This window comes from Paraburkholderia flava, assembly GCF_004359985.1.
GTDB lineage: Bacteria > Pseudomonadota > Gammaproteobacteria > Burkholderiales > Burkholderiaceae > Paraburkholderia > Paraburkholderia flava.
Genome location: NZ_SMRO01000002.1, coordinates 751,888 through 771,368, shown reverse-complemented (window position 1 = coordinate 771,368; position 19,481 = coordinate 751,888). Strand labels below are relative to the sequence as shown.

Sequence of the window (19,481 nt, the reverse complement as noted above, 5' to 3'; positions counted from 1 at the left end):
GTACGCGACGCATACTGTATATCCGTACAACCCTTTGCGGCAAGTTTGCTGACGAGGTCCGCCGCGCACATGAAAAAGCGGCCCGGTCGCCTCTACGCGTACCGGGCCGCTGCCTGCTACCTGCAACATCAATGCGCCGTTCCCCCGAGGATCGGCTACTGCTTCTTCGCGTCCTTCACTTTCGCGTCGGCGGCGGCCTTATCGGCGTCGGCTTGTGCTTCCGTCTGCTTCTTGTCCGCCTTCGCCTGTGCGATCGCGGCCTTCTTGTCGGCCTTGGTCTGCGCCTTCGACGCCTTCTGGTCTGCATGCGTCACAGGTTGGGCGGCCGGATCGGAGGCCTGCGCGAACGCGGTCGCCGATCCGATCGATACGCAGCCCGCGATCAGCGCGAGCGAGATTTTGCTGAGTCGTTTATTCATGGGTTCTCCCTGTCTTCAGTTCGTTTAATGCTGCGTGCTATCCGCCGCACCCGCATTCGCCGCCTGACCCGGCGACTGCATGTCGGACTTCATCTCGTTGGTCGCGGCCTGCTTGTCCGACTTGCGGTTGACCTTCGCGTCGTGGACCTGCTGCTTGTATTGCGCCTTCGACGCCTTCTTCGTCGCGCGATAGTTCGCGTTCGCCTGTGCATCCGCATTGCGCTTCTGCACGAGCGGGTCAGTCGAGCCGGACGCGGTCAGACGTTGCTGCGGCGGCGTGACCGGTTGGACGCCCTGAGCAGCGGGAGCAGCCGGCGCCATTTCTCCAGCCTGCGCAGCCGGTGCCTGCATAGGTGCCTGCATCTGCGCCTGGCCGGCGGTACCTGGCATCGTCGGTTGAGCGGTGGTTTGCGCGAACGCCGTGCCGGCCGTGAGAGCCGTCAGGGCGGTACCGATCAGAAGCGAACGAATCTGGGTCATGGCAATCCTCTCTAAAGTTGTCGCGATCCGGATATCGAGTGAGTCGGCCCTCGGTGCCGGCGACATCCGGTCGTCTATGTGGACAGCAGCAAAACGCTGCGGTCATTTCCAAAGACGACCCCTGACGAGTGAAGTTCGCGAAAAACGGTCAGTGTTACGGAACGTTTCATTTCCTGACAACTGCATAACATCCACTTGCAATTACTGAAGTGGCCACCAGGGCCGCCGCGCACCGGGCCAGTCTGGCTTATGATGCGAACCCTCCTGCTTCAACCCGCACGCGCCATGCCCAACCTTCACTTCACGCTGACCGGCGACTACGTCGAACTGCACAATCTCCTGAAGCTGACGGGCCTCGCCGACAGCGGTGGCTCTGCAAAACAGCTCGTCGCATCCGGCGAAGTAACCGTCGACGGCCATGTCGAATCGCGCAAGACGTGCAAGATTCGCGCGGGCCAGGTCGTGCTGCTCGGCGATACGCGGATTGCTGTTCACGAATAGCCGTCTCGCCCCCTTCCTTTACTTTCTCGCTGCATCCCGCCAAACCCGCACCAGTTTTGTGCCTGTTGATCGACAACGGGGCGCGAAGGCAATAAGCTGTCTGCTTCCGCGGAACTGACAGATTCATGACGGCCCCGCTGTCGACCACCCAACAGGGTTGCGATCGAAGCGAGGCCGCTCCGCCGTTTACCAACCGATTCCACCCATGACCCACTCCGGCCAATCCGACACGGGCCGCCCCGCCTTTGTCCGCGCCAACGCCCCGCCGCCGTCGCTGTCGCGCCATGCCGCCGACACCGCGCGCCTCGCGGCCCCGCTTGCGATCGCGCAGCTGTCGCAGATGGCAATGAGCGTCACCGACACCGTCCTGCTCGGCTCGCTCGGCGCGGACGCGCTCGCGGCCGGTGGCCTCGGCGCCAACCTGTTCTTCACGGTGATCACGCTGCTGCAGGGCGTACTCACATCGATCAGCGTGACCGTTTCGCATGCACGCGGCGCGCAGAACGAGGACCGTGTCCCGCACATCTACTGGACCGGCTTCGTGCTGTCTCTGCTGCTGTCGATCCCGGCATTCGCGCTGCTGTCGTTCGCAACGCCGATCCTGCTTGCAGTCGGCGAGCCGCCGCTGCTCGCGCACCATGTCGGCGAATACGCGGCGGTGCTGCGCTGGGCCTCGCCCGGCAGCCTGATCGGGATCGGGTTGATGCGCTCGTTCCTGCCGGCGATCGGCGCGGCGAAGCGGCTGCTGTGGGTCGCGCTCGGCGGCGTCGTGGTCAACGGCTTTCTGAACTACGGGCTGATCCACGGCGCGTGGGGTCTGCCGCGCCTCGGCTTTCTCGGCTCCGCGGTCGCGACGACGTTTACTGTGTGGGCGTCGGCGCTGATCCTGATGGCGCTGCTGCATCTGCGGCCACGCTATCGACACTTCGTCATCGCGAAGCGGCCGAACGTGCCGCTGATGGGCGAGCTGTTCGGCATCGGCTGGCCGGTGGCAATCACGTACGGCGTCGAGACGACGCTGTTCCTTGCGACCGGTCTGATGGTCGGCGTGCTCGGCGAATCGTCGCTGGCCGCGCATCAGATCGCGTTGAACGTTGCGTCGGTTGCGTTCATGGTGCCGCTGTCGATCGGTCAGGCGGCGAACGTGCGCGTCGGTTTCTGGTCCGGCGCGGGGCAACCGCTCGCGGCGCGTCATGCCGGCTTCGTCGCGATCGCGTTGGGCGTGGGCTTCATGATGCTGTCGGGCCTTGTGCTGATCGTCGCGCCGCACGCGATCGTCGGGCTGTATCTGCATCTCGACGACCCAGCCAACGCGAAGACCGTGCAACTCGCAACATCACTGCTCGGCGTCGCGGCGCTGTTCCAGATCGTCGACGGCATGCAGACGGTCGGCTCGGGCTGTCTGCGCGGTCTGAAGGACACACGCATCCCGATGCTCGCAGCTGCGTTCGGCTACTGGGGCATCGGCTTTCCGACCGGCTACACGCTCGCGTTCCATGCGGGCTTCGGCGCACGCGGACTGTGGTGGGGACTCGCCGCCGGACTGGCGAGCGTCGCGCTGCTGATGACGCTGCGTTTTCACCGGCTGAGCCTGCGCGGCCTTGCAAAAGCGCCGCCGCCACAACCCGCGCCGTGAGCTAAGCAAAGCACGCAATGTTGGTTGGTCGACGCAGACGGTCACGCTACGATGAAGCCGTCTTAATTGACACTCCTCTGACAGGGTTTTAGCCCGCGCACTGCGCGGGTTTCTTTTTGCGCGAAGCGTTCTGCGGTCGTTTGCGGTGCGCACTGATTCGTCCTCCTCCGCATCCTCTCGATAGATTGCCTCCACGCTCATGCACCTCGTCGCGCGTGTGCGATATCGCGCGGACGGTAAAATGCGCGTCGCATGTCGTGCGCCTCATGAGGGCGTGCGTTGTCTGCCGCTCGTCGATCGACGCTGCACTTACTCGCTGGAACACCTTCCGGTCACCTTCGAACAGAAAACAAAACCAAGGACCACCTGTCATGCTTGCCCGCGTTACCCGTCTCTTTCCGTTGTGGGCCGTGCTCGCGTCGCTCGCCGCGTACTTCTCGCCTGCTTCGGTTGCCCCGATTGCGCCGCACGTGACGACCCTACTCACGATCATCATGCTGTCGATGGGCGTCACGCTGTCCGTTGCCGATTTTCAGCGCGTGTTCACACGACCCGCGCCGGTCGTCGCCGGCATCGTGCTGCACTACCTCGTGATGCCGCTCGCCGCGTGGGCGATCGCCAAGGCACTGCGGATGCCGCCGGATCTCACCGCCGGCATGGTGCTCGTCGGCAGCGTCGCGAGCGGCACGGCGTCCAACGTGATGATCTATCTCGCGCGCGGCGACGTCGCGTTGTCGGTGACGATCAGCGCGCTGTCGACGCTCGTCGGCGTGTTCGCGACGCCGTTGCTCACGCGTCTGTACGTCGATGCATCGATCGTCGTCGACGTGCGCGGCATGCTGCTCAGCATCCTGCAGATCGTCGCGGTACCGATCGCGGTCGGCCTCGCGATCAATCATCTGTTCAACCGCGTCGTGCGCGCGATCGAACCGGCGCTGCCGCTCGTGTCGATGGTCGCGATCCTGCTGATCATCGCGGCTGTTGTCGGCGGCACGCAGAAGAGCATCGCGTCGGTCGGGCTCGTCGTGATGCTGGGCGTCGTCCTGCACAACGGCATCGGGCTGCTCGGCGGCTACTGGGGCGGTCGCCTGCTCGGCTTCGACGAAGCCGTGTGCCGCACGCTCGCGATCGAGGTCGGCATGCAGAACTCGGGACTCGCCGCGACGCTCGGCAAGCTGTACTTCACGCCGATCGCCGCGCTGCCCGGCGCGTTGTTCTCGGTGTGGCACAACCTGTCGGGCTCGGTGCTCGCGGGTTACTGGGCCGGTCGACCTGCGAAGGGTTCGACGCATTCGGCGCAGGCTGGTGCGCAGTCGCTGGACGCTGGGCGCGGTTGATCGGGGTGCGGCGTAGCCCGCGCCTCATCCCGGTCTCGCGTTGCACGATCGATCGCTTCGACGATGCGATCGATCGGGTACGCGTCGGCGATTCTTGCGGCTCACAATCAGCATCGCATGTGCCCGGCCTCACGACGCGTGGTACATGGCGTGGCATGACCAACGATGTGATCGGGCACTGTGGGCCTACAGGTACACGTCACACATGCCCGGCATGAAGGCGCGCAGCACGTCGCATGCCGATAATGCAACCGCACAGAACGCGATCGTCGACACGCCCGGCGCTGCGCGCTATCCGTTGCGCTGGGCTCCAGCGAATACGGCCGCTGTGCCACCAACATGATCGCCGGCACCACCCCACCCGCGTGCCCCCCAAAGCCGCCTTCGCCGCCCCTCCCCCGCATTCCCCATTAGAATCTCTGATGCACCGTATGGCTAACGCCGCACGCTGCCAATACACCCAAAGTCGATCCAAGCGGAGGACGCAGCGTGCCGGCGTATTCGACCTGTCTTCAGACGCAGCCCACCACGCGCAAGCCGCGCCGCTTCGCCGCGACGGTTCGCGTCGCGCTGCTGTGCGCGGCAACGCTATGGCTCGGCGCGTGCGCGACGCGCCCGCCCGCCACTGACCTCCACCGCACCGAAACCCACGCGCTATCGCCCACCACACCGACACCGCTCGCCAACGCGCTCGCCGGACCCGAGCGCGCGCATCCGGGGCAATCGGGTTTCCGCGTGCTGTCGAACGGCACCGAAGCGCTGCAGATGCGCATCGCGCTCGCCCGCTCGGCGACGAAGACGCTCGACATGCAGTACTACATCGCGAACGAGGACACGACCGGCAAGCTGCTGCTCGCCGCCGCGCTCTATGCAGCCGATCACGGCGTGCGCGTGCGGATGCTGGTCGACGATCTGAACTTCAAGGACATCGATCGCGTGATGGCCGGGCTGAACTCGCACGACAACATCGAGATCCGCGTCTTCAATCCGTTCGGCACAACCCATCGCAGCGTGTTCGAACGTACGACGAACCTGCTCACAAAAATCGATGGCTTCACGCGCCGGATGCACAACAAGGCGATGATCGCGGACAACCAGGTGTCGATCGTCGGTGGCCGCAATCTCGGCGATGAATATTTCAGCGCGAGCCCAACGTTGCAGTTCCGCGATCTCGACGTGCTCGCGGCAGGCCCGATTACGCAGGACATCTCCGCGAGCTTCGACCAGTTCTGGTCGAGCAGCAGTTCGTACCCGCTGCGCGCATTGAACAAACAGAAGTTCGATCCGCAGGACCTCGACGCGATGCGCAACGAGCTGCGCGAGCACTGGCGCAAGAACGCCGACCCGTACAACGCGAAGCCGTTGAACGCGACGCCGCTTGCGTCGCAGATCGCGAACAACACGTTGGGACTCATCTGGGCGCCGGCTGAATTCAAGGCCGATACGCCGGACAAGATCATCAAGCCCACCGACGATTACGTCAGTCCGCCGATGCAGCGTCTGATCGAACTGACGCACGACGCACAGAAGGAATTCCTCGTGTTTTCGCCGTATTTCGTGCCGCACGATGCGGGCGTCGCTGCGCTCGGCGTGCTGACGAAGCGCGGCGTGCGCGTCGCGATCCTGACGAATTCGCTCGCCGCCACCGACGCGGTCGCGGTGCAGGCCGGCTACAGTCCGTATCGTGTGCCGCTGCTGCGCGAAGGCGTCGAGCTGTACGAATTCAGGCCGGCCAGCGAACGCGAAAGCATGGGGCTGACCGGCTCGAAGTCGAAGGCGAGCCTGCACGCGAAAGCGTACGTGATCGACCGCAAAATTCTGGTAATCGGCTCGATGAATCTCGATCCGCGTTCCGCGCATCTGAACACCGAACTCGCACTCGTGATCCACAGCGAAGCGCTCGCGCAGCAGGTCGTCGACGTGTTCGATCGCGCGACGCAGCCCGACATCAGCTACCACGTCACGCTCGCGACGCCCGACGAACTCGCCAGGCTGAAAGCCGTCGGCGCGACGACGTCGCCGCTCATCTGGACCGATCAGGAAGACGGCAAGACGCGCACCTATAACCTCGATCCGCAAGCGGGTTTCTACAGAAATCTGATGACCGGGATATTCTTGCTGCTACCTGTCGACGACGAACTTTGACGACGTGCGCCTGTGCGCGCACGCCGCGATTCCACCCATCAAACGGAGTAAGACCATGACCGAAGACGTACGAATGGAGCGCGACACGTTCGGCGAGATCGCCGTGCCGAACGCTCGCCTGTGGGGCGCGCAGACGCAGCGCTCGCTGCAGAATTTCCGCATCTCGTCGGAGAAGCAGTCGCCGGAACTGATCACCGCGCTCGCGGTGATCAAGCGCGCGGCCGCCGAGGTGAATCTCGGGCTCGGCGTGCTCGACGAACAGAAAGCGAAAGCGATCGTCCAGGCCGCCGACGAGATCATCGCGGGCAAACATCCGGACGAATTCCCGCTCGCCGTGTGGCAGACGGGCTCCGGCACGCAGACCAACATGAACCTCAACGAGGTGATCGCAAACCGCGCGAGCGAACTGCTCGGCGGCGAGCGCGGCGAAGCGCGCAAGGTGCATCCGAACGACGATGTGAATCGCGGCCAGTCGTCGAACGATGTGTTCCCGACCGCGATGCACGTCGCCGCCGCGACGGGCATCGTCAAGCATCTGCTGCCCGCGTTGAAGACGTTGCGCGGCACGCTCGACGGCAAGGCGAAAGCGTTCGCCGACATCGTGAAGATCGGCCGCACGCACTTGCAGGACGCCACGCCGCTCACGCTCGGTCAGGAGTTTTCCGGCTACGTCGCACAGCTGGATCAGGGCATCCGTCACGTCGAATCGACGCTGCCGCATCTGTATGAACTCGCGCAGGGCGGCACGGCGGTCGGCACCGGGCTGAATGCGCATCCGAAGTTCGCGGCGGAAGTCGCGGGCGCAATCGCCAGGCTCACCGGCGTGCCGTTCGTCACTGCACCGAACAAGTTCGAAGTGATGGCCGCCGCCGACGCACTGGTGTTCGCGCACGGTGCGCTGAAAACCGTCGCGGCAAGTCTGAACAAGATCGCGAACGACATCCGCTGGCTCGCGAGCGGTCCGCGTTGCGGTCTCGGCGAACTGTCGATTCCCGAAAACGAGCCGGGTAGCTCGATCATGCCGGGCAAGGTCAACCCGACGCAGTCAGAAGCCGTGACGATGCTGTGCGCGCAGGTGTTCGGCAACGACGTCGCGGTGAATATCGGCGGCGCGAGCGGCAACTTCGAACTGAACGTGTTTCGTCCGATGATCGCGCACAACGTGCTGCAGTCGATTCGCCTGCTCGCCGACGGCGCGCACAGCTTCAACGACAACTGCGCAGTGGGCATCGAGCCGAATCACGATCGCATCGATACGCTGCTCAACGAATCGCTGATGCTCGTCACCGCGTTGAATCCGCACATCGGCTACGACAAGGCCGCGGCGATCGCGAAGAAGGCGCACAAGGAAGGCACGACGCTGAAGGCCGCCGCGCTCGCGCTCGGCCACGTGACGGAACAGCAGTTCGACGAATGGGTGAAGCCGGCCGACATGGTCGGCAACGTCAAGGTCTGACGAAAGCTACGCCGCCGCATCTGTTTTCGACAGGTGCGGCGGCATTTCTACCTCTACACCTTTCCCTGAGCGACTTCCTCGGGCTTCAGTTCGACGATCGCGTCGAGCGCATCCTTCACGTCCATCGCGTACTTCGCGAGCCGATGCTGTTCATCGGTTTCCGGCACGTACGACGGCACCGGCACCGGATGACCGTTCTCGTTCACCGCCACCATCACGACGAGACAGTCGGTGGTCTGCATCAGTTCGCCGCCCTTCGGATCGCCGGCCTGTACGGATACGTGGATGTGCATGCTGGTACGCCCCGTCGACACGACGCGCGCACGCAGCTCCACCAGATTGCCGACGAGAATCGGCCGCCGAAAACGGATGTTGCCGACGCTCACCGTCACGCAATAACGGCCGGACCAGACGGCCGCGCACGCATACGCGGTTTCGTCGATCCACTTCATCAGCGCACCGCCGTGCACTTTGCCGCCGAAGTTGACCGAGGTCGGCTCGGCCAGAAAACGGAACGTGGTCTCGGATCGGTCGAGCGGCGCTGCGGGGGTACTCATGGGAACTCCGGTCGGGCAGACGTAGAAAGGAGCCGATTATACGAGGCCCATTAAACGGTGGGGGTCCGAACGGTATCGCGTTGAGGAAACACCTGTATCACACGCGCTGCGTCGATTCGAAACGCGCGCGGTAATCGAGTGGCAGCACGCCGAAGCCACGCACGAACGCGCGACGCAGATTCTGTTCGCTGCCGAATCCGCATTCGAGTGCGATCCGCTTCAACGGTCGACGCGATTCGGCAAGTGCGCGCGATGCCGCTTCGAGCCGCAACGCGGACACGGTCCGCGCAGGCGTGCGACCCACCGCTTCGACGTAGCGTCGGGCAAACGTGCGCGGGCTCATCCGTGCGCGTTCGGCAAGCCGCTCGACCGACAGGTCGTGACGCAGATTGCCCGCCATCCAGCCATGCAACCCATCGAACGCACCGCCCGCCGAGGACTGCGCAGTCAATGCCGCGCTGAACTGCGCCTGGCCACCCGGCCGCTTCATGAACACGACCAGCCGGCGCGCGGCGTGCATCGCGATCGCGTGGCCGAGATCTTCTTCGATCAACGCAAGCGCGAGATCGATGCCCGCCGTCACGCCTGCCGATGTCCACACGCTGCGGCCCGCGTCGGCATCGATGGTCTCGCGCACGAAGATCGGCGCGGCATCGACGTTCACGCGCGGATAGCGCTGCGCGAGCAGCGCGGCGGAACGCCAATGCGTCGTCGCGCGCAGGCCGTCGAGCAGCCCTGCGTCGGCGAGATAGAACGCGCCGGTGCAGACCGAGCACACGCGCCGCACGTGCGGTGCATGTCGCGCGATCCACGCCGTGAGTGCGGGCTGCAGCTCGCAGCCTGCGCTGATCGGCACGCCGGGGACGATCAACGTATCGATGGGCTCGTTGTCGAGCGAGTCGAGCCGCTGCGTGACGATCGGCAGTCCTGGAAACGTCTGCAGCACGCCGCCTTCGAGCGATGCGACGGTCAGACGATACGCAGTCGGCGCAGTGTCGCCTGCGAGGCGTTCGCCTGCGACCGCGAGTTCGGCGCGCCAGAATGCCTCGAGCGGACCGCATGCGTCGAGCAGCACGAGATCGGGGGCGACCGCGAAGACGATGTGGCGCACGACGGGCGTCACGGGTTCGTCGGGAATCTTGCGGGTGCGTTTTCGGGTTTGCGCAGTTTGCGCGGCAGCAGTGGAAGCGGGCGTGTTGCGCATCTATCGGCTCCGCAGCGGCGCGGTCCGCGAATGGCGCGGCAACGAACAAAGATAAGACATCGGCAGACCTCGAAGCGGATGGGCATCTGCCATCGTCGCGCGAACGACGCTGGCAGAGAGGTCAATGATGCATCAATTTCCGCCAGCGGGAGGTCATGGCGAACGAACGGCTATTTACGGACCGAGATGCCTTCGTCGATCGTGCCGTACATCGTGAGGCTGCCGCCGCCCGCTCCCGACGATGCGCCCCCACCCTGCGCGCACGCAGCGCACAGCAACAGGACAGCGGCAAGGGCAACGAGCAGTTTCATGGCGGGGGTTCGGTGGAAAGTTTTCAGCGGGATCGAAAACGATTCTAGCCTGGTGCCACCGGGCAACGCAGAACGGTGCGCAACCGATACTTCAGACGACGCTGAAACATCGCGTGCCGCACGCGGTTAAAGTGAAGGCATCGGCAGCGCGACCTGCGCTGCTCATGTTCAAGCTCAGGTTCATGTTCAAGGAGACCTCCATGTCGACCGCCGTCAACGACAGTCACAGCCATTTTCCGGGCCTCAGCCGGCTCGGCGCACTGCTGGCCGACCCGGGCCGAGCGGCGATGCTGTGGGCGCTGATGGACGGCAGCGCGCGCCCCGCCGGTGAACTCACGCTGATCGCTGGGCTTTCGCCGTCGGCGGCAAGCGCGCATCTCGCGCGCCTCACCGACGGCGGCCTGCTCGCGCTCGAAGTGCGGGGACGCCATCGCTATTTCCGGATCGCGTCGCCGGAGATCGCCGCATCGATCGAAGCGCTCGCGAGCGTCGCTGAGGCGACCGCGCCGCAGCGCACAGTGCCGCGTCCCGCACGCACCGTGCCCGTCGCGATGCGCTATGCGCGCACCTGCTACGACCACATGGCGGGCGAGCTCGCCGTCTGCGTGTACGAACGGATGGTCGAACACGGCCTGCTCGAGCGGCACGGCGATTCACTCGAAGCGACACGCGACGGCGCCGCGCATTTCGCCGGCTGGGGCATCGACGTCGACGGTCAGCGCAGCCGCCGACGCCGCTTCGCATGCACGTGTCCCGACTGGAGCGAACGACGTCCGCATCTGGGCGGCGCACTCGGCGCGGCGCTGCTCGATACGTGGTCGACACGCGGCTGGGTCGAACGCACGGAGCAGCCGCGCATCCTGCGCATCACACCAGCCGGCCGACGACAGTTCGACGCGTTTCTCGCGCGTTGATCCCAGCGCGATTACGGCGATGCTGCATTCGCACTGCGTTTGACTTACAACCCGTTCCGCAGACAATTTTTGTTACAGCCCCATCACGAGGGCTTACAAATCTGCGCGTTTGGAAACAAGGGCCGAAGGTAGAGTGATTTCACACGGCGCCGCATCGCGCGGCGTCGGATGGAGAGCCACCATGCCCAACCACACACCTGATCGCACCCACGCGCCGCTGTCGAATTTTCGCCGCGTCATACGCCCTACGCTGTTCGCCATCGCGGTTCTCGCGCTCGCCGGTCAATCGATCGTGCAGCCGGTTCTTGCACAGGAGGCACCGCCGCCCGATGCGGCACCCGCCGGCGCGCAGCAGAACGTCGATCCGCCGGGCCGCGTCGCGCGGCTCAACTACACGAGCGGCGCGGTCACGACCGAGCCGGCCGGTGCGACCGACTGGTCGTATGCGCAGATCAACCGTCCGCTCACCACCGGCGATCAGTTGTGGAACGATCGCGGCGCGCGCTCCGAATTGCACATCGGTTCGACGGCCGTGCGCGTCGGCGAATCGACGAGCCTCGACGTTCTCAATCTCGACGATTCATCCGCGCAATTGAAGGTCACGCAAGGCACGCTGTCGACACACGTGCGCGAACTGCCGCCGGGCTCGAGCTACGAGATCGATACGCCGAACGTCGCGCTCGGCATCAACGGCGCGGGCGACTATCGCGTCGACGTCGCGCCCGACGGCAGCAGCACGACCGTGACCGTACGTGCGGGCAACGCGACGGTCTATGGCGACGGCGGCCAGGTACCGATCGCGGCGGGCCAGCAGATCCGTTTTGCCGGCACCAACCTGCAACAGCTCGCCGACAACCGCGTGCCCGCACCCGATGCGTTCGATCAATGGGCCGGATCACGCGACGTCGCGGAAGATCGGTCGGTGTCCGCACGCTACGTGTCGCGCGACATCCCCGGCTACGAAGATCTCGATGCGAACGGCGCGTGGCGCAGCAGCCCGCAGTACGGCGAAGTCTGGGTGCCGAATGCGGTGCCGACGGGCTGGGCGCCGTATCACGACGGCCACTGGGTGTGGCAGGCGCCGTGGGGCTGGACATGGGTCGACGATGCGCCGTGGGGTTTCGCGCCGTATCACTACGGCCGCTGGGCTTACGTCGACGATTCGTGGGCGTGGGTGCCGGGGCCGGTCGTCGTGAGCGCGCCGCCGGTGTATGCGCCGGCACTCGTTGCGTTCGTCGGTGGCGACAGTCACTTCAACTGGGGCGTGAGTCTCGCGATCGGCGGGATTGCGGCAGCGGGCGTCGCGTGGTTCCCGCTCGGTCCCGGCGAAGCGTGGCATCCGCGTTGGGGCGGCTGGAGTCCGCATTACTACGATCGCGTGAACCGGACGGTGGTCGTCAACAACATCAACCGCTCGGTGAACGTGACGAACATCACGAACATCCACAACACGTACATCAACTATCGCGCGCCAGGTGCATTGACCGCGGTGCCCGCGACTGCGTTCGTGCATGGGCAACCGGTGGGACGTTTCGCGCAGAAGGTGAATCCGAATCAGTGGCATAACGCGCAGATCAATCCAGGGGGGCCCGGCATCGCGCCGGTGCGCGGCAGCTTCGGTTCGGGCCTGCGCAATGCGAACTATCGACCGCCTGCGGCTGTGGCGCAGCGGGCCGTCGTCGCGACGCGCAATCCGGGTGTCCCGCCTGCTTATCACGATCAATTGGCGCAGCGTTTCGCGCAGGGCAACGGCGGTCGGGTGCCGGGTGCGGGTCAGCCGGTCGTGCGTACGTCGGTGCCGGCGCATTTCGTCGGGTCGACAGCACAGCAGCAGCATGGGATCGCAGGGGTGCCGACGCAGAACGTGCGGATCGTGCAGTCACATATGCCGGGACGGATGCCTGGTGCAGCGCCTGGGGCAGCTGTACCGGGTGGGCCGCAGGTCGCCGGTCAGCGGCCGGGGGTGAACGAGACGCGTCCGGGTGCTGTGCCGGGTCATGCGCCTGCCGTTGCCGAAGTACAGGCTCGCGGCGAACGTCCGCAGCCGCAATCGCAACCGAACAACGGCGTGCCACGTCCTCCGCAATTCGCTGGGCACGGTCCGGAAGGTAATGCGGGTGAGCACCCTGCTGCGCAGGGACAACTGCGACAACCGGAAGCATCGCGCGAACCTGCGTGGACGCAGCAGCATGCTCCGATGGCACAGCAGGCTCAGGCTCAACAACAACAGCACGCACCGCAACCCGGCAATCCGGTACACGCAGAGCAGCCGCCCGCGCCGAATCGCAACCTGCCGGCCGAGCAGCAGCACATGCCACCGCGCGAACAGCCGCAGCAACAGGCAGCACGTGCGCCCGAGATGCGGCCGGCTGAACCGCAACCGCGTCCGCAACCTCAACCGATGCAGCAGCCGCGTCAGGAGCCTCGTCCGCAGCCGGTGCAACAGCAACCGCGTCCGGAGTTCCACCCGCAACCGGCGCAGCAACCGAGACCGGAATTTCATCCGCAGCCGCAACCTCAGCCGCGCCAGGAGTTTCATCCTCCGCAGCAGGTGCAACAGCCGCGTCCTGAACCACGGCCGCAACCGCGTCCTTCACAACCCGCGCAGCATCAGGAACAACATTCAGGTGGTGGTCACGAGGAGCAGCACAAAGGCTAGTGCTGCGGTTGAGCACATGAAAAAAGCCCGCATCCGTGCGGGCTTTTTTGTGTACAGCGTGTGCCGGATCAGACGGCCATCGGCGCAGTCAGCGGTTCATGATGCCGGTAACCGACGAGCGAGAAATCGGACGGCTCGATCTTCTCCAGCCATTCGGGTTCGTACACGCCGGTCTGCGCATAGTCGGGCACGCGGTCAGCGATCGCGAGACGCGGGCTTTCGTACGGCTCGCGTGTGAGTTGCTGCTGCAGCATGTCGAGCTGATTCTCGTAGATGTGCGCGTCGCCGATGAAGTAGCTGAACCAGCGCGGCGTATAACCGGTCAGGCGGCCGACCAGATGCAGCAGCGCCGCGCCTTCGGTCAGATTGAACGGCGTGCCGAGGCCGACGTCGTTGCTGCGGATATACAGGCACAGCGAAATCTCGCGACGCGCCGCGTTCGGCAGGAACTGATAAAGCAGGTGACTTTGTGACTTCGACCAATTCGACTCGAAAAATTACGGGCCTCTGCCCGCGATGACGCTGCTTGTGACTTCCGTTGTTCTTTTTTACATTTGGGCAAGCCGGCAAAGCCGGCGCGTCAGGCGTCGAGTGTGTGCAACTCTGGTACCGCCCGACGGGCGGCTGTCCACGCCCTTGTGGTGTGGGCAGCAGAGTTGTGCACACGGGGAAATGCGATAGCTAGATGGGGACCGTCGGTTTCGCGTCTCTGAATCTTGAGCTTTAGCGTTGCCGCCTTTCTTCATCTTTCAAGCTTTCTCATGCCCGTCGCCCGGTGTCTTTTGAGCTTGGCTGACTTCCGTTGAAACCTGCCTTCTTGGACCTGTACGCAGCGGTTCGGGCCTTTCGGTCGGCACTGCAAGGAGGTCGACCTCCTCGACTCCGAGGGCGGCCGCTATAACGATGAGCGTATCCAATCCCAAATTCAAAGTCCCACGTTCTAACTGACTTATGTGCGTCCGATGGAGGCCAGCACGGTCAGCCAGAACTTCCTGGGACATGCCAAGCTTGCCACGAAAGATTTTTATGTTGGTTGAGATTCGCGTACGAAGTTCGTCGCGACGCTCGCTGATGTTCTCTGCCATATGAAGCAGGAGCATCAGGCAGTGAAGAGTAAATATCTACAGCATATAATTCTACATAGTTTATTATTCATAACTCATCGTCTACACTTCATGGCTGCATTGCACTTGAGCCTCTCTAAGCCGTCTTGCCGGGAAGCAGCAGGTGTCGTGACCGCGCGGGAAGGGTTGTGCCGCGTATAGCGTGAAAAAGGTGAGCAAGCAGGTGGCCGTGGGACGGCAGAAGCACGTTCGCCCTTGAAGTCTTATCGAGTCAGGCTCTTACTGTTTGGAGGCGTCAGTGTCCATTTGGAATGTTTCCGTTGTCAGCCCGGAGCCCGACGTGTTTCTGTCGCGCTGGAGAATCTTCGAGACCGATGACGGTCTGAAGCGTCTTGTAGGCTACGACTCCGTTGACCACGGGCGCGTGAGTTCTTCTCTTGTAACGTTCCACCCTAAAACGATGCACGTCCAGTCGAGCGATGGCCTTACCTACCGACTCCTCGGGGAGCCTGGAAACTTTTGGGATGTTATCGACACCTGGGACACCTGGTTTCACACCATCACTCGCGGACAGGGTGGCGCCGTTAAAGACGTCACAGATTTGATGCTAGCGAAATCTGTTGGTGCTTACGATGCTTAGTGTTCGTATGTGGGTCGCATGTGCGGCGCAGCTCATAAGAAGCGCCGGAGCAGACACGCCACAGCGATTCAACTCTGCGCCGACACGACGTGGCCTTGCTTAAGTAAAGGAATGACCATGCCACCGCAGGCTACGCGTGTGACAAAGAAAGACACATCGATTGACGATGAGTGGATACAACATATCCTACGTCGCGCCGTCGTCGCAGCCATTCTATGCGACCCCAAAGCCACTGAAACGCTGCTGCAAATCCCTGATGCAGCGCTTGGCCGCATGTTCAAGAATCATCTCTGTGAAGCGATGGGCATAGCCGAGGTATACGGAATTGACCTACCTGCGCTCCGAGAGGAAGAAGAGAATCTTCGAAAGCGCGTCAAACGTGCTTCGAAGGGGACACTCGAACATGAGCCTTTACCCGGGACTAATAAAGCGAACGCGGAGCGCTACCCGCTTGTGCTTCAAGGCAAAGTGCTTCGAACCCACGATTTTTGCAACGCCGCCGGCATCACAGAAAAGAAGCTCGATAAACTTGTCGATTCCGGGCGGATTTTCCGCCTTTACTTTGGACCGGAAGCTTACTATCCAGCGTTCTTCCTAACGCCCATGATTTTCCGTGATGACTTCAGAAAAGTCATACGTCGTCTGGGAAAAATTGACTCATGGACCAAGTTCGACTTCTTCACGGCCCCGGCTGAGGCGCTGGAAGGTGCTACGCCACTCCAATGGTTATCAACCGAAGATGTCGAGCCAGTGCTGAAGGAAGCCGCGACCCTTGCGGAACAATATGCGCGACTGTTCCCGTAAACACGAGACCCCAGGTTCTTACGTCTGCCTGTCATGAAAGAACTGCTGACCTTCGCCTTCAATGGTCCTGCACTTTAGGTCGTGCCGGCATTCGGGTTCGTACTCAGCGTGGTCATGCTGCGCATCAAAAAGAGATACGTGAACGAGAGGATTTTGTTCGGGTAGCAAGGCTACCGCGAAACGACCGCCGCGCATCAAAAGAGGGAAATGACATGAACTCGGGTACCGATATTGACCTTGAGCTTGCACTTCGCAAGTTCCACGAATTGGGCTTGGCGGACGGGGACCTGGGATATGCCTATTGGTATGCAGTTGGGCAGCTACTCAAACGAGCGGCTGGCATGCAAGCGCAAATGGACGCGCTCAGCGATGAGCTGGCACAGTTGCGCGCCACGCGACAGAAAAGGAATTAAAGCCAACGCAACGCTAAGCGGTTGAGAGCTTGCATCGTTGAAACAAGGCGCGGTAGGGATGGTTATTTTGCGAGGAGGTGAGCCACAATGTCGAAGAACGTAAAGATTTCCCCACCATCCGAAGCTGGCGATTTCATGTCTATCGCCGACGCGGCGAAACTGTTATTCGTTTCCCGTCCACACGTTCTGAAGCTGCTCGAGCAAGGAAAACTCAAGCTTCACCACATAGCGGGCAACCACCGATTCGTGGAAAAGGCGTCAGTACTGGCCTATCAGGCCGACCAGCGTGCTGCGGTAAGAGCCTACCAAGCTTCAACAGCGGGCGATGAATGAGCGAAATGCGCCCCGTTGTGCGCGGACACATATCTAAGTGGACATGAAAGCCGATAAGCATCTCCCCACTGACTTGGTCGCGGTTAGCAGACTTCTTTCGAAGATTTTGCGACATGAACCCGAGATGGTTGGCATCCGGCTCGACAGTCAGGGCTGGGTATCTGTCGACGAACTGATGCGGGCAATCGAACGCGCTGCGCGTACTGCGGGTGCGTCAAAGCGGTTGAGAACGATGCCAGCAGTTACGAGAGACGTCATTCTGGCGGTCGTCGCGACGAGCGACAAACAGCGCTTCTCACAATCTGCAGACGGCGAGCGAATACGCGCGGCGCAAGGTCACTCGATAGAGGTGAACCTAGGCTATGCCGCGATAGAGCCCCCGGCCATTCTGTATCACGGCACCGCGTGGAGCAACTGGGCGAGTATCACCGTTGAAGGATTGACACCTCGAACCAGGCACGCCGTCCATCTGAGCACGGACATCGACACAGCAACACGAGTAGGTGCTCGCCACGGGTCACCATTGGTTCTCGTCGTGGACGCTTCGCAGATGTACGTCGATGGGCACACTTTCTCTCGCTCGGACAACGGCGTTTGGCTTACCGCGGTAGTCCCGCCTATATATCTGTCTCAATTAAAACACGATGAGCGCGGGCAGAAGTGATGACAGCGTGTGCTCAGCGAGACCCAAGACATTCTTCGCAACCGACTTGAAATGAACGAACAATCGCGTCTTGAAGAGCTGCTATTGAGTAGGTCCGAGCGCCCCTCGGAAGACTTCAGTCGGAGCTGGCAGATGAGGAAATCCCCTAGCTGCGGCATCATCCGCTCGGGACCTACAACAGGCAAGTGGTGCATTTTCGCGCCTTCATCCGATGTCGACCAGGCATGGGCGAAAGTCAAATGCACCGTTGAGGGCGACAACCTATTGTTTGCGAAGGTATCGACGGCTCTGCGCAGCATGGGTCGTGATGGTCACGTCATTTGCGTGTACACGCAAGATTGGACAGACAAACAAGACCTCTTGCACGTACGTGAAGTGTTACGGTCGCTGGGCTTTGTCGACGAGCTCGGGTACAAGCGTGACATCGACACCTTGAAGAGAATTTACGGCCTAGGCGAGTGGTATCTACGTGCATAGCCCGTAGAGAACCGGCGACAGCGTCATTGAGATGATGTTAGCGAGGCAGCACGCTTCGCGTTTGCGACGACCTATCAACAGAAGCTCACGCGCGCACACCACTGTTCGACCTGACGTTGCGCGTTTTAGGACGGCCCGCAACATCAAACCACGTCGAACCTGCCCGCTAGCCGGCGGGGACGTTTCGCTTCGGGCACGGTGGTATGCCAGCCACTTTCATTAGGTGCTAGCTCCGTTGAACTCATGCGGGTGGGCATGGTTGTTTTGAAAGAGGGTGAGCCACAATGTCGACGAACGTGAAAATTTCACCGCAATCCGAAACTGACGATTTCATGTCTACCGCTGACGTGGCAAAGCTGCTATTCGTTTCTCGCCCACATGTGGTAAAGCTGCTCGAGCAAGGAAAACTCAAGCTTCATCACAAAACGGGGAACAACCAATTCGTGATGAAGGCGTCAGTGTTGGACTATCAGGCCGACCAGCACGCTGCGGTAAAAGCGTACCAAGCTTCAACACCTGACGACGAATGAGTCGCATCTAATGGAGAGCAGCGGTGTCCGATTCACAAGTTGAGACGCTGGAGAAAGCTGCTAGTTGGCTGCGCGAAGCAGATGGTCTGCTCATCACCGCCGGCGCCGGCATGGGGGTCGATTCGGGCCTTCCTGACTTTCGTGGCGGGGAAGGCTTCTGGCGCGCCTATCCCGCGCTTCGGCACCACGGCCTATCGTTCGAAGACATGGCAAACCCTGCGCGGTTTGCGGAGCATCCCGAGCTTGCGTGGGGCTTCTACGGACACCGGTTGAGGCTCTACCGTGAGACAGTCCCGCACCAAGGCTTCGCGATTTTGCGCCGGTGGTCAGACCGCATGAGTCATGGCGCCTTCGTGTTCACGAGCAACGTCGACGGACAATTTCAAAAAGCCGGGTTCTCGGAAGACCTAGTCCACGAATGCCATGGGTCGATTCATACACTTCAATGCCTAGATGTTTGCACAAGCGATACATGGCCGGCCACCGAATTTCTTCCGTCGGTAAATGAGACGACATCTGAGCTGGAAAGCCCTATGCCTCGTTGTCCCCGGTGCGGTGCGCTTGCGCGGCCAAATATTTTGATGTTCGGAGACTACGGGTGGGTTGACGTGCCCTATGAAAAGCAACGGGGGCGGCTGGCAGCCTGGATGTCATCGGTATCGAAGCCGGTCGTCGTGGAACTGGGTGCAGGGAAATCATTGCCCACGGTGCGACGCTTCAGTGAGAGAAACGCGCGCCAACGGCTCATCCGGATAAATCTTAGGGAGTCGAATACGAACCCGTTGCATGGTGTCGGATTGGCGAGCAGGGCCGCCGCGACACTCAAGCTACTCGACCTGGCGGTTGGGTGACATCGAGCCACTTCAGTGAGGGTTCGGATTGTTCACGTGGTCGACATAATCTCCATATGTCCGGTATTATCGAAATATAATCGGGT

General features: G+C 62.4%; 21 protein-coding genes and 1 pseudogene. 15 read left to right on the top strand and 7 right to left on the bottom strand.

Annotated features, from left to right (window positions below):
* Positions 1 to 155: 155 nt before the first annotated feature.
* Positions 156 to 419 carry a hypothetical protein gene (locus tag E1748_RS14870; RefSeq protein WP_133647977.1) on the bottom strand — a complete coding sequence of 88 codons (264 nt, stop codon included), beginning with the start codon at positions 417 to 419 and terminating at the stop codon, positions 156 to 158.
* A gap of 24 nt (positions 420 to 443) precedes the next feature.
* Positions 444 to 899 (bottom strand): hypothetical protein, encoded by a 456-nt coding sequence (locus E1748_RS14865; RefSeq protein ID WP_133647976.1) that lies wholly within the window; start codon positions 897 to 899, stop codon positions 444 to 446.
* Positions 900 to 1,184: 285 nt separating this feature from the next.
* Here E1748_RS14865 and E1748_RS14860 point away from each other — a divergent pair, with 285 nt between their 5' ends.
* From E1748_RS14860 to fumC, 5 genes are all read left to right on the top strand, one after another.
* Positions 1,185 to 1,400: an RNA-binding S4 domain-containing protein gene (locus tag E1748_RS14860; protein WP_133647975.1), complete on the top strand. Its 216-nt coding sequence runs from the start codon at positions 1,185 to 1,187 to the stop codon at positions 1,398 to 1,400.
* Between the two features lie 205 nt (positions 1,401 to 1,605).
* Positions 1,606 to 3,036: an MATE family efflux transporter gene (locus E1748_RS14855; protein WP_133647974.1), complete on the top strand. Its 1,431-nt coding sequence runs from the start codon at positions 1,606 to 1,608 to the stop codon at positions 3,034 to 3,036.
* 371 nt (positions 3,037 to 3,407) lie between these two features.
* Complete coding sequence (gene panS, locus E1748_RS14850) at positions 3,408 to 4,373, top strand: ketopantoate/pantoate/pantothenate transporter PanS (RefSeq protein WP_133647973.1); 966 nt, start codon at positions 3,408 to 3,410, stop codon at positions 4,371 to 4,373.
* Positions 4,374 to 4,943: 570 nt separating this feature from the next.
* Entirely contained in the window at positions 4,944 to 6,518 is a 1,575-nt protein-coding gene (locus E1748_RS14845) for a phospholipase D family protein (protein ID WP_240766735.1), read from the top strand.
* A 55-nt stretch (positions 6,519 to 6,573) separates the two neighbouring features.
* Positions 6,574 to 7,974, top strand: coding sequence for a class II fumarate hydratase (fumC, locus tag E1748_RS14840; protein ID WP_133647971.1), 1,401 nt, complete (start codon positions 6,574 to 6,576; stop codon positions 7,972 to 7,974).
* A 53-nt stretch (positions 7,975 to 8,027) separates the two neighbouring features.
* Here fumC and E1748_RS14835 read toward each other — a convergent pair whose 3' ends face one another.
* The 3 genes from E1748_RS14835 to E1748_RS31480 form a co-directional block, all read right to left on the bottom strand.
* Positions 8,028 to 8,531: an acyl-CoA thioesterase gene (locus tag E1748_RS14835; protein ID WP_133647970.1), complete on the bottom strand. Its 504-nt coding sequence runs from the start codon at positions 8,529 to 8,531 to the stop codon at positions 8,028 to 8,030.
* Positions 8,532 to 8,628: 97 nt separating this feature from the next.
* The gene (locus E1748_RS14830; RefSeq protein ID WP_133647969.1) at positions 8,629 to 9,735 is read right to left on the bottom strand and encodes a GlxA family transcriptional regulator; all 1,107 of its coding nucleotides are present in this window, start codon (positions 9,733 to 9,735) and stop codon (positions 8,629 to 8,631) included.
* Between the two features lie 170 nt (positions 9,736 to 9,905).
* Positions 9,906 to 10,046, bottom strand: coding sequence for a hypothetical protein (locus E1748_RS31480; protein WP_166653569.1), 141 nt, complete (start codon positions 10,044 to 10,046; stop codon positions 9,906 to 9,908).
* A gap of 200 nt (positions 10,047 to 10,246) precedes the next feature.
* Here E1748_RS31480 and E1748_RS14825 point away from each other — a divergent pair, with 200 nt between their 5' ends.
* Positions 10,247 to 10,960: an ArsR/SmtB family transcription factor gene (locus E1748_RS14825; protein ID WP_133647968.1), complete on the top strand. Its 714-nt coding sequence runs from the start codon at positions 10,247 to 10,249 to the stop codon at positions 10,958 to 10,960.
* Positions 10,961 to 11,141: 181 nt separating this feature from the next.
* On the top strand, positions 11,142 to 13,619 hold the full coding sequence (locus tag E1748_RS14820; RefSeq protein WP_133647967.1) for a DUF6600 domain-containing protein: 2,478 nt from the start codon (positions 11,142 to 11,144) through the stop codon (positions 13,617 to 13,619).
* Between the two features lie 68 nt (positions 13,620 to 13,687).
* Here E1748_RS14820 and E1748_RS14815 read toward each other — a convergent pair.
* Both E1748_RS14815 and E1748_RS14810 read right to left on the bottom strand, forming a co-directional pair.
* Positions 13,688 to 14,083: pseudogene (locus E1748_RS14815) on the bottom strand (thymidylate synthase); the annotation flags it as partial.
* 285 nt (positions 14,084 to 14,368) lie between these two features.
* Positions 14,369 to 14,704: a helix-turn-helix domain-containing protein gene (locus E1748_RS14810; RefSeq protein WP_276324111.1), complete on the bottom strand. Its 336-nt coding sequence runs from the start codon at positions 14,702 to 14,704 to the stop codon at positions 14,369 to 14,371.
* Positions 14,705 to 14,981: 277 nt separating this feature from the next.
* On the opposite strand from E1748_RS14810, the gene E1748_RS14805 reads away from it, so the two are divergent.
* From E1748_RS14805 to E1748_RS14770, 8 genes are all read left to right on the top strand, one after another.
* The gene (locus E1748_RS14805; RefSeq protein WP_133647965.1) at positions 14,982 to 15,323 is read left to right on the top strand and encodes a hypothetical protein; all 342 of its coding nucleotides are present in this window, start codon (positions 14,982 to 14,984) and stop codon (positions 15,321 to 15,323) included.
* Between the two features lie 138 nt (positions 15,324 to 15,461).
* Positions 15,462 to 16,127 carry a hypothetical protein gene (locus E1748_RS14800; protein WP_166653568.1) on the top strand — a complete coding sequence of 222 codons (666 nt, stop codon included), beginning with the start codon at positions 15,462 to 15,464 and terminating at the stop codon, positions 16,125 to 16,127.
* Between the two features lie 212 nt (positions 16,128 to 16,339).
* The gene (locus tag E1748_RS14795) at positions 16,340 to 16,540 is read left to right on the top strand and encodes a hypothetical protein (RefSeq protein WP_133647963.1); all 201 of its coding nucleotides are present in this window, start codon (positions 16,340 to 16,342) and stop codon (positions 16,538 to 16,540) included.
* Between the two features lie 87 nt (positions 16,541 to 16,627).
* Positions 16,628 to 16,873: a helix-turn-helix domain-containing protein gene (locus tag E1748_RS14790; RefSeq protein ID WP_133647962.1), complete on the top strand. Its 246-nt coding sequence runs from the start codon at positions 16,628 to 16,630 to the stop codon at positions 16,871 to 16,873.
* A 43-nt stretch (positions 16,874 to 16,916) separates the two neighbouring features.
* Complete coding sequence (locus tag E1748_RS14785) at positions 16,917 to 17,537, top strand: RNA 2'-phosphotransferase (protein WP_133647961.1); 621 nt, start codon at positions 16,917 to 16,919, stop codon at positions 17,535 to 17,537.
* Between the two features lie 51 nt (positions 17,538 to 17,588).
* Positions 17,589 to 18,014, top strand: a complete 426-nt coding sequence (locus E1748_RS32090) for a putative phosphothreonine lyase domain-containing protein (RefSeq protein ID WP_133647960.1) — start codon at positions 17,589 to 17,591, stop codon at positions 18,012 to 18,014.
* A 284-nt stretch (positions 18,015 to 18,298) separates the two neighbouring features.
* A complete protein-coding gene (locus E1748_RS14775) occupies positions 18,299 to 18,544 on the top strand; it encodes a MerR family transcriptional regulator (RefSeq protein ID WP_133647959.1) in 246 nt (81 codons plus the stop codon).
* 110 nt (positions 18,545 to 18,654) lie between these two features.
* The gene (locus E1748_RS14770; RefSeq protein ID WP_133649370.1) at positions 18,655 to 19,395 is read left to right on the top strand and encodes an SIR2 family NAD-dependent protein deacylase; all 741 of its coding nucleotides are present in this window, start codon (positions 18,655 to 18,657) and stop codon (positions 19,393 to 19,395) included.
* Positions 19,396 to 19,481: the final 86 nt, after the last annotated feature.

Excerpts from the sequence above, each read along its gene's own strand:
- E1748_RS14870 (WP_133647977.1), bottom strand. The coding sequence starts at position 419 with ATGAATAAACGACTCAGCAAAATCTCGCTCGCGCTGATCGCGGGCTGC.
- E1748_RS14865 (WP_133647976.1), bottom strand. The coding sequence starts at position 899 with ATGACCCAGATTCGTTCGCTTCTGATCGGTACCGCCCTGACGGCTCTC.
- E1748_RS14860 (WP_133647975.1), top strand. The coding sequence starts at position 1,185 with ATGCCCAACCTTCACTTCACGCTGACCGGCGACTACGTCGAACTGCAC.
- E1748_RS14855 (WP_133647974.1), top strand. The coding sequence starts at position 1,606 with ATGACCCACTCCGGCCAATCCGACACGGGCCGCCCCGCCTTTGTCCGC.
- panS (WP_133647973.1), top strand. The coding sequence starts at position 3,408 with ATGCTTGCCCGCGTTACCCGTCTCTTTCCGTTGTGGGCCGTGCTCGCG.
- fumC (WP_133647971.1), top strand. The coding sequence starts at position 6,574 with ATGACCGAAGACGTACGAATGGAGCGCGACACGTTCGGCGAGATCGCC.
- E1748_RS14835 (WP_133647970.1), bottom strand. The coding sequence starts at position 8,531 with ATGAGTACCCCCGCAGCGCCGCTCGACCGATCCGAGACCACGTTCCGT.
- E1748_RS14830 (WP_133647969.1), bottom strand. The coding sequence starts at position 9,735 with ATGCGCAACACGCCCGCTTCCACTGCTGCCGCGCAAACTGCGCAAACC.
- E1748_RS31480 (WP_166653569.1), bottom strand. The coding sequence starts at position 10,046 with ATGAAACTGCTCGTTGCCCTTGCCGCTGTCCTGTTGCTGTGCGCTGCG.
- E1748_RS14825 (WP_133647968.1), top strand. The coding sequence starts at position 10,247 with ATGTCGACCGCCGTCAACGACAGTCACAGCCATTTTCCGGGCCTCAGC.
- E1748_RS14820 (WP_133647967.1), top strand. The coding sequence starts at position 11,142 with ATGCCCAACCACACACCTGATCGCACCCACGCGCCGCTGTCGAATTTT.
- E1748_RS14810 (WP_276324111.1), bottom strand. The coding sequence starts at position 14,704 with ATGGCAGAGAACATCAGCGAGCGTCGCGACGAACTTCGTACGCGAATC.
- E1748_RS14795 (WP_133647963.1), top strand. The coding sequence starts at position 16,340 with ATGAACTCGGGTACCGATATTGACCTTGAGCTTGCACTTCGCAAGTTC.
- E1748_RS14790 (WP_133647962.1), top strand. The coding sequence starts at position 16,628 with ATGTCGAAGAACGTAAAGATTTCCCCACCATCCGAAGCTGGCGATTTC.
- E1748_RS14785 (WP_133647961.1), top strand. The coding sequence starts at position 16,917 with ATGAAAGCCGATAAGCATCTCCCCACTGACTTGGTCGCGGTTAGCAGA.
- E1748_RS32090 (WP_133647960.1), top strand. The coding sequence starts at position 17,589 with ATGAACGAACAATCGCGTCTTGAAGAGCTGCTATTGAGTAGGTCCGAG.
- E1748_RS14775 (WP_133647959.1), top strand. The coding sequence starts at position 18,299 with ATGTCGACGAACGTGAAAATTTCACCGCAATCCGAAACTGACGATTTC.
- E1748_RS14770 (WP_133649370.1), top strand. The coding sequence starts at position 18,655 with ATGGGGGTCGATTCGGGCCTTCCTGACTTTCGTGGCGGGGAAGGCTTC.